This window comes from Streptomyces sp. WAC 04229, assembly GCF_003947455.1.
Classification (GTDB): Bacteria; Actinomycetota; Actinomycetes; order Streptomycetales; family Streptomycetaceae; genus Streptomyces.
In genome coordinates this window covers 1-7625 of the sequence record NZ_QHJH01000266.1, presented here as the reverse complement: position 1 = coordinate 7625, position 7625 = coordinate 1, and the positions used below count along the sequence as shown (strand labels likewise).

General features: G+C 71.9%; 9 protein-coding genes. 5 read left to right on the top strand and 4 right to left on the bottom strand.

Annotated features, from left to right (window positions below):
- Positions 1–616, bottom strand: a 616-nt coding sequence (locus DMH12_RS35760; RefSeq protein WP_185832740.1) for a diacylglycerol kinase family protein, incomplete at its 3' end; no start/stop codon positions are given.
- A gap of 185 nt (positions 617–801) precedes the next feature.
- Here DMH12_RS35760 and DMH12_RS35755 point away from each other — a divergent pair.
- The 5 genes from DMH12_RS35755 to DMH12_RS35735 all read left to right on the top strand — a co-directional run bounded on the left by DMH12_RS35755 (position 802) and on the right by DMH12_RS35735 (position 4348).
- Positions 802–2085, top strand: a complete 1284-nt coding sequence (locus DMH12_RS35755; RefSeq protein ID WP_125495472.1) for an adenylosuccinate synthase — start codon at positions 802–804, stop codon at positions 2083–2085.
- A 65-nt stretch (positions 2086–2150) separates the two neighbouring features.
- Positions 2151–2681, top strand: coding sequence for a DUF3515 family protein (locus DMH12_RS35750; protein ID WP_125495471.1), 531 nt, complete (start codon positions 2151–2153; stop codon positions 2679–2681).
- Positions 2682–2755: 74 nt separating this feature from the next.
- A complete protein-coding gene (locus DMH12_RS35745) occupies positions 2756–2953 on the top strand; it encodes a hypothetical protein (RefSeq protein ID WP_125495470.1) in 198 nt (65 codons plus the stop codon).
- Positions 2954–3131: 178 nt separating this feature from the next.
- Positions 3132–4004, top strand: a complete 873-nt coding sequence (locus DMH12_RS35740; protein ID WP_185832739.1) for a sigma-70 family RNA polymerase sigma factor — start codon at positions 3132–3134, stop codon at positions 4002–4004.
- Between the two features lie 53 nt (positions 4005–4057).
- On the top strand, positions 4058–4348 hold the full coding sequence (locus DMH12_RS35735; RefSeq protein ID WP_122616767.1) for a hypothetical protein: 291 nt from the start codon (positions 4058–4060) through the stop codon (positions 4346–4348).
- A gap of 20 nt (positions 4349–4368) precedes the next feature.
- Here DMH12_RS35735 and DMH12_RS35730 read toward each other — a convergent pair whose 3' ends face one another.
- The 3 genes from DMH12_RS35730 to DMH12_RS35720 all read right to left on the bottom strand — a co-directional run bounded on the left by DMH12_RS35730 (position 4369) and on the right by DMH12_RS35720 (position 7362).
- Positions 4369–5019, bottom strand: coding sequence for a hypothetical protein (locus DMH12_RS35730; RefSeq protein WP_125495468.1), 651 nt, complete (start codon positions 5017–5019; stop codon positions 4369–4371).
- Between the two features lie 107 nt (positions 5020–5126).
- Positions 5127–5849 carry a GntR family transcriptional regulator gene (locus tag DMH12_RS35725; protein WP_125495467.1) on the bottom strand — a complete coding sequence of 241 codons (723 nt, stop codon included), beginning with the start codon at positions 5847–5849 and terminating at the stop codon, positions 5127–5129.
- A gap of 157 nt (positions 5850–6006) precedes the next feature.
- Positions 6007–7362 (bottom strand): aspartate aminotransferase family protein, encoded by a 1356-nt coding sequence (locus DMH12_RS35720; protein ID WP_125495466.1) that lies wholly within the window; start codon positions 7360–7362, stop codon positions 6007–6009.
- Positions 7363–7625 lie beyond the last annotated feature (263 nt).

The following is a 7625-nucleotide window of genomic DNA, read 5'->3' as shown; positions in this document are numbered from 1 at the left end:
ACCCTCGCGTCCTCGCGGGCCGCGAGGACGCGAGGGTCCGTACGAGCGACTGGCAGGTCCTCAGCCAGGGGCGGCCCACCCCGGATTCCCCGCGTACCGCGTCCGCGCCGGCGTCCTCAAGGCGTTCCCGGGGACCGCCGGAGGCAACCGGCGGAATCCCCACCGCCCCCAGCACCACCCCGTCGCTGTCGTCGACGAGCAGGTCGAGGCGCCGTTCCGCGCCGTCCAGCACGGCCCGGGCCGCTGCCACCGCCCCGGTGGGCAGCCCCAGGGACCGGGCGAGGCCCAGCGCCGAACCCACCGGCACCACCGACAGCGCGCACCCCGCCAGCTCCCGCCGCCGGTGCAGCAGGCCCACCGCCCGCAGCAGCGCACCGTCGTCACCGACCACCACGGGCCGCCGCGAACCACGCCGTCCGAGCGCCCGCGCGAACTCCTCCGGGTCGTCCGGCAGACACACCTTCGTACTCGCCGCACCCGCGCTGAGCACGTCTTTCGCGATCCGGACGGACTCCCCGTCGGCCCTCCGGGCGACCGGATCGACGACCACCAGAAGCTGGTCGGGCCTCGCGGAGGAGTTCGTGGAAGAGCTCACGGAAGTCGCCACCTCGGCCATGCCTCGCTTCCTCGGGTAGCATCTTTGTGCAAGAGCCCCTTGCGCTATTGCGCCAGGGGCTTCGTCTATTCCGGGGCATCCGGTCCGACGGTTGGCGGCCAACGACGGTCGCGGTGTACGTGGCTCAAGACCGCCGCGTACTCCCTCGACCTTGGACATGCCCCGCCCGGAAGGGGTGTACGCGCGTGCCCGCACTTGTGCTGCTCGGTGCTCAGTGGGGTGACGAAGGCAAGGGAAAGGCGACGGACCTGCTCGGTGGTTCCGTCGACTATGTGGTGCGCTACCAGGGCGGCAACAACGCCGGCCACACGGTAGTCGTGGGCGATCAGAAGTACGCCCTTCACCTGCTCCCTTCCGGAATCCTGTCTCCCGGCTGTACGCCGGTCATCGGTAACGGTGTCGTTGTCGACCCGTCGGTCCTGTTCTCCGAGCTGAGCGGGCTGAACGAGCGCGGCGTCGACACGTCCAAGCTCCTGATCAGCGGAAACGCGCACATCATCACGCCGTACAACGTGACCGTCGACAAGGTGACGGAACGCTTCCTCGGCAAGCGCAAGATCGGCACCACCGGCCGCGGCATCGGCCCGACCTACGCCGACAAGATCAACCGCGTCGGCATCCGCGTCCAGGACCTCTACGACGAGTCGATCCTCACCCAGAAGGTCGAGGCGGCGCTGGACGTCAAGAACCAGATGCTCACCAAGCTCTACAACCGGCGCGCGATCGCCGTCGACCAGGTGGTCGAGGAGCTGCTGGGCTACGCCGACAAGCTCGCCCCCTACGTCGCGGACACGGTCCTGGTCCTGAACCAGGCCCTCGACGACGACAAGGTGGTCCTCTTCGAGGGCGGCCAGGGCACGCTGCTCGACATCGACCACGGCACGTACCCCTTCGTCACCTCCTCGAACCCGACCGCGGGCGGCGCCTGCACCGGCGCCGGCGTGGGCCCGACGAAGATCAGCCGGGTCATCGGCATCCTCAAGGCGTACACGACCCGCGTCGGCGCCGGTCCCTTCCCGACCGAGCTGTTCGACGAGGACGGCGAGGCCCTGCGCCGCATCGGCGGCGAGCGGGGCGTCACCACCGGACGCGACCGCCGCTGCGGCTGGTTCGACGCGGTGATCGCCCGCTACGCCACCCGCGTCAACGGCCTCACCGACTTCTTCCTCACCAAGCTCGACGTCCTCACCGGCTGGGAGCAGATCCCGGTCTGCGTGGCGTACGAGATCGACGGCAAGCGCGTCGAGGAGCTGCCGTACTCGCAGTCCGACTTCCACCACGCGAAGCCGGTCTACGAGACGCTGCCCGGCTGGAGCGAGGACATCACCAAGGCGAAGTCCTTCTCCGACCTGCCGAAGAACGCCCAGGCCTACGTGAAGGCGCTGGAGGAGATGTCCGGCGCCCCGATCTCCGCGATCGGCGTGGGCCCGGGCCGGGACGAGACGATCGAGGTCAACTCGTTCCTGTAGGAGACTGTGGGCAGCTGTAGGAGACCGCGGGAATCCGCGGACGTAGGGCGACGGAGCGAGTGGACATGCGGATCGGCAACCCCCTCCCCGTCGCCCTGCGCCGAAAGCGCCGAAAGCCCACCACCCGGACGTGGATCTGGCTGGCCGTCGCCGTCGTCGCCGTGACCGGCGGGCTCTTCTACGTCGACGGCCACCGCGTCTCCGCCGCCCCGCACGCGGACGACGCCAAGTGCGACGAGGTCGTCTCCCGCCTGCCGGACTCCATACCCGGCGCCTCCCGCGACTGGGCCCTGGGCGACGGGGTCGCGTCCTGGGGCGGCCAGAAGGCGGTCTTCCGGTGCGGTGCCGAGGAACTGCAGCCGAACATCAACCTCTGCGTCACCGTCGACGGCGTCGACTGGGTCCTCGACGAGGACCGGCTGAAGCGCGACGGCGTGAGCGTGCTGCGGACGTACGGCCGCTCACCGGCCGTGGAGTTCACGTACGACGGCCCGCGCGAGGAGGTGGGCGGCATCCTCACCGCGCTCGACCCCGCCGTGCGGTGGATTCCGCAGCAGCGCAAGTGCATCGGCCTGAACGACGCCGACGTCCTGTAGCCCTCTGTCCGGCCGCCCTTCGTTCGGCCCCCTCCGCCGGGCGCCGGCCCGGACGGTGGTGTCGGATCGGGGGCATGACCGACCGCTACAGCGCCGCTTCCTGCCAGGGCCCGTACGGCGGCACCGGGCCGGGCGACTGCGGCGACCCGGTCCGCTTCGAGGTCGCCCGGCATCTGCGCACGCCGCTGCGCGTGTGCCCCGTGCACCTGGGCCCCTCGCTGCTGCTGGCCGAGGGCGTGCTGTGGCCGCCGGGGATCACCCTGGTGCGGTGAGAAGGCCGGGGAGAAGGCCCGGGAGAAGGCCGGGGAGAAGGCCCGGGAGAAGACCGGTGAGAAGGCCGGGAGGCCGCCGGGGGAGCGCGCACGCCGGAGTGGTTCACTGGGGGCGACCCGCCCACGAGGGCGCGGGGACGCGGAAGGAAGCCGTACGGTGCCCGGACGATCCGACGACATGGCACGTCAGTTCGAGCTGGACCGGCCCCGGCTGCGGGCGGTCGCGTACCGCATCCTCGGCTCCCTCGGCGAGGCCGACGACGCCCTCCAGGACGCCTGGCTGCGCGCGGACCGCACGGACACCTCAGACGTGGCGAACCCCTCCGGCTGGCTCACCACGGTCGTCGCCCGGGTCTGCCTCAACATGCTCCGCGCCCGCGCGGGCCGCCGCGAGGAGCCGCTGGAGGACGTGCTTCCCGGACCCCGGTCCGGCCCACGGTCCGGCCCCCGGCCGGCCGATCCGGAGGAGGAGGCCCAGCTCGCCGACTCCGTCGGGATCGCGCTGCTGATCGTCCTGGACACCCTGGGCCCCGCCGAACGGCTCGCGTTCGTGCTGCACGACATGTTCGACGTGCCCTTCGACGACATCGCCGAGATGCTCGCCAAGACCCCCGCGGCCACCCGCCAGCTGGCCAGCCGCGCCCGCCGCCGGGTCCGGGGCGTCCCCGCGCCGGTCGCCGACCCGCCCCGCCGGCGCCGCGCGGTCGACGCCTACCTGGCGGCCACCCGCGGCGGCGACTTCGACGCGCTGGTCTCGCTGCTCCACCCGGACGTCGTCCTGCGCGCCGACGCCGCGGTCGTCCCGACGCCCGAGCCCGTCACCGTGTCCGGCCTGGAGCCGGTGGCCAGGGGAGCGATGGCCTCGATGGCCAGGGCGCGGTCCGCCGCCGTGGTCCTCGTCGACGGCCTGGCCGGCATCGCGACCGCCGTGCACGGCCGGCTGGGCGTGGTCCTCCGCTTCACCTTCGCGGACGACGACCGCATCACCGGCATCGACGTGATCGCGGAACCGGAACGCCTGAACGAAGTGGACATCACGGGCGTAAGCTGAGGGCGTGCACGCTGAGTTCGTACACGTCGCGTCGGCAGAAGAAGGTGAGTGCGATGCGCGTGCTGCTCAAGGCGACGCTGGACACGGAGAAGGCGAACGAGGCGCTCCGCAGCGGGAAACTGCCCGAGCTGATCAGCCGGACGCTCGACCACGTCAAGCCGGAGGCCGCCTACTTCGGTCCCCTGGGCGGTAGGCGGACGGCCCTGATGGTCTTCGACATGCAGGACAGCTCGGAGCTGCCGTCCACCGGCGAGCCGTTCTTCACCGAGCTGAACGCCGAGGTCGAGGTGTCTCCGATCATGAACGCCGACGAACTGCGCAAGGGCCTCTCCCAGCTCGGCTGACCGGAGCCGGACCGCCCCGGTCAGCTGAAGACGATCATCGACCCCTGCGCCAGGCTGCGCGTGGCCGCCGCGTGCAGGCCCAGCCACACGTGGCGCTCCCGGGCGAAGGGACTGGAGTCGTAGGGCGCGGGCACGGCCGGCTCCTCCAGCTCCGTCGGCGCGAGCGGCGGCTGCGGCGGCGCCGGGGGGTTGGCGGGGTCGATGCCGAGGGCCGGGGCGACGGACTCCAGCTCCCGCAGCAGGGCGTGCGAGGAGCCCAGGGGGCCGCCGCCCGCGAGGAGTTCGTCGTTGGCCAGCGGGTGCGGGAAGTCGACCGGGACGTAGGCGCCCGCGTGGTCGTAGTGCCAGACCAGGTGCGACTGCTGGGCCGTCGACTCGAACATCTCCAGCAACTGCTCGTAGTCACCGCCGAGTTCGTCCACCGGTGTCACCGGCAGCCCGCACACCTGGAGCAGGTGTGCCCGGCGCAGGAAGTGCAGCGCGTCATAGTCGAAGCCGGCCACCGGCCCGACCTCGCCGGTGAGTCCCGGCATGTACTGGTACACCGGCACCGGCGGCAGCCCGGCCTCGGCGAGCACCTTGTCGTATTGCGCGAGTTCTTCGGCGAACGGGTTGTCCGGCGTGTGGCACAAGACGTCGACGAGCGGTACCAGCCACAGGTCACAGGCCAAAAGAGGGCTCCTCACACAGCACAGCGGGTCAGGAAAGGGTAGTCGGTGCGTGTCGCGTGCAGGTCCCATACCCATCTGGCGCCCGACCACGACACCTCAGCCGTTGGTCATCCCCCGCCGGCCCCCGGGTCGTCCCGGGCGAGCCGTTCGATCAGCGCGAGCGAGTGGGCGTTGTACGCGTGGACCAGCGACCGGGCGCCCGGCACGTCGCGGCGGGCGAGGGCGTCGACCAGCTCGGAGTGCCCGGACCACAGTGCGCCGCGCAGCTCGCTGAGCCGGCGCAGGTGCTGCACCGTGCACACCCAGGACTGCACGCGCAGCCGGTGCAGGAAGTCGGAGAGGTAGGCATTGCCGAAGAGGACGGCCAGCTCGCGCCAGAACCGCAGGTCGTAGCCGATGAGGACGGTCAGGTCGCCGGCCGCGGCGGCGCGCTGGGCCTCCTCACCGCGGCGCCGCACTCCGGCGAGGGCGGCGGCGACGCGCGGGTCGTCCGGATCGGGGCCGCCCTCCAGGTCCCCGGCGAGGGACAGGAACATCCCGTCGGTCACCAGGTTGCGGGCCTCGATCATGCCGCGGAAGTCGTCGACCGAGTACTCGTGCACCCGGAAGCCCCGGTGGTGGTCGGCGTCCAGGAGCCCCTGCGCGGACAGGTCGACCAGGGCCTCGCGCACGGGCGTCGCGGACACCCCGTACTGCTCGGCGATCTCCTTGACGGTGAACTCCTGCCCCGGCTGGAGCCTGCCGGCCAGCACCTCGTCGCGGAGCGCGTCGGCGATCTGCTGCCGCAGGGTGCTGCGCGTGACGGCACCGGTGCCGCTGGGGCCGGGCATGGGCGGGCGTCTCCTCGTCGCGGGCGGGGCGTGCGGGCCCCGGGGCGGGCGCGCAGGGCTCGCACACATGTCTACGGTGTACGAGCACGCCACCATACGCGCCGACGCCCCCTCCCTGCCCGCAAGCGGGCAGGGACTCCACGGTGTGCCCCCGCTGCTACCCGGTGTACTCGTCCGCCACGGAGAGCGCCGTGTCCAGGACCTTCAGGCCCTCCTTCAGCTCGGCCTCCGAGATGTTGCACGGCGGCACGACGTGCGTGCGGTTCATGTTCACGAACGGCCACACGCCGTGGGACTTGGCGGAGGCGGCGAACGCGGACATCGGGGTGGCCGCCTGTCCGGTCGCGTTGTAGGGCACAAGGGGCTCCCGGGTCTCCCGGTTCTTCACCAGGTCCAGCGCCCAGAACATGCCGGTGCCGCGCACCTCGCCCACACTGGGGTGCCGTTCGGCCAGCTCCCGCAGGGCCGGCTCGACGACCTCGGCGCCGAGCCGCGCCGCGTGTTCGACGATGCCCTCCTCCGCCATCACGTTGATCGTGGCGACGGCGGCGGCGCAGGCCAGCGGGTGTCCGGAGTAGGTCAGGCCGCCCGGGTAGGGGCGCTCGGCGAACGTCTCGGCGATCTTCGCGGAGATGGCGACGCCGCCCAGCGGCACGTACCCCGAGTTCACGCCCTTGGCGAAGGTCATCAGGTCGGGCACGACGTCGTACAGGTCGGCCGCGAACCACGTACCGGTCCGCCCGAACCCGGCCATGACCTCGTCCAGCACGAAGACGATGCCGTACTTGTCGCAGATCTCGCGGACCCCGGCGAGGTAACCGGCCGGCGGCATCATGATCCCCGCCGTGCCCGGGACCGTCTCCAGGACGATCGCGGCGACGGACGCGGGGCCCTCGAAGGCGATCGTCGTCTCCAGGTGCTCCAGCGCCCGCGCGCACTCCTGCTCCTCGGTCTCGGCGTAGAAGCGCGAGCGGTACAGGAAGGGGCCCCAGAAGTGCACGACACCCGCGGTGCCGCTGTCGGAGGCCCAGCGGCGCGGGTCGCCGGTGAGGTTGATCGCCTGCTGGGTGCCGCCGTGGTACGAGCGGTACGCGGAGAGCACCTTCGGCCGTCCGGTGTGCAGCCGCGCCATGCGCACGGCGTGCTCGACGGCGTCGGCGCCGCCGTTGGTGAAGAAGATCTTGTCCAGGTCGCCGGGCGTCCGCTCGGCGATCAGCCGGGCCGCCTCCGAGCGCGCCTCGACGGCGAACGCGGGCGCGAACGTCGTCATTTTCGCCGCCTGCTCCTGGATCGCGGCGACGACCTTCGGGTGCTGGTAGCCGATGTTGGTGTAGACGAGTCCGCTGGCGAGGTCGAGGTAGCGCTTGCCCTCGTAGTCCCAGAAGTACGATCCCTCGGCGCCGGCGACGGCGAGCGGGTCGATGAGCTCCTGGGCGGACCAGGAGTGGAAGACGTGCGCGCGGTCCGCGGCCTTCACGGCGGCGCCGGCCTGGAGGTGGGGCTCAGGAGTCATGCGGCCGAGCGTAGATGTCCGCGATGCGGAAACGGAATCGGCGTCCTGTCTGCGGTCCGGGGCATTCCACGACAGGTTGTCGACGTGCGGGCCCCGTCACGGACAAGACCCCGCCGGATAAGACCCCGCCGGACAAGACCCCCTCGGACAAGACCCCCTCCCCGGAGGGGCCGCCCGCACTATCCTCGCTCTGTTGCGCACGTTCGGGGGGAAGGCGGCGGCGGCATGCACGAGCTGGGGGGCGGGGATCCGCAGCGCATCGG

What these genes read in the sequence shown, in the direction of transcription:
- DMH12_RS35750 (WP_125495471.1), top strand. Translation starts at nt 2,151, where the DNA reads ATGCGGATCGGCAACCCCCTCCCCGTCGCCCTGCGCCGAAAGCGCCGA.
- DMH12_RS35745 (WP_125495470.1), top strand. Translation starts at nt 2,756, where the DNA reads ATGACCGACCGCTACAGCGCCGCTTCCTGCCAGGGCCCGTACGGCGGC.
- DMH12_RS35740 (WP_185832739.1), top strand. Translation starts at nt 3,132, where the DNA reads ATGGCACGTCAGTTCGAGCTGGACCGGCCCCGGCTGCGGGCGGTCGCG.
- DMH12_RS35735 (WP_122616767.1), top strand. Translation starts at nt 4,058, where the DNA reads ATGCGCGTGCTGCTCAAGGCGACGCTGGACACGGAGAAGGCGAACGAG.
- DMH12_RS35725 (WP_125495467.1), bottom strand. Translation starts at nt 5,849, where the DNA reads ATGCCCGGCCCCAGCGGCACCGGTGCCGTCACGCGCAGCACCCTGCGG.
- DMH12_RS35720 (WP_125495466.1), bottom strand. Translation starts at nt 7,362, where the DNA reads ATGACTCCTGAGCCCCACCTCCAGGCCGGCGCCGCCGTGAAGGCCGCG.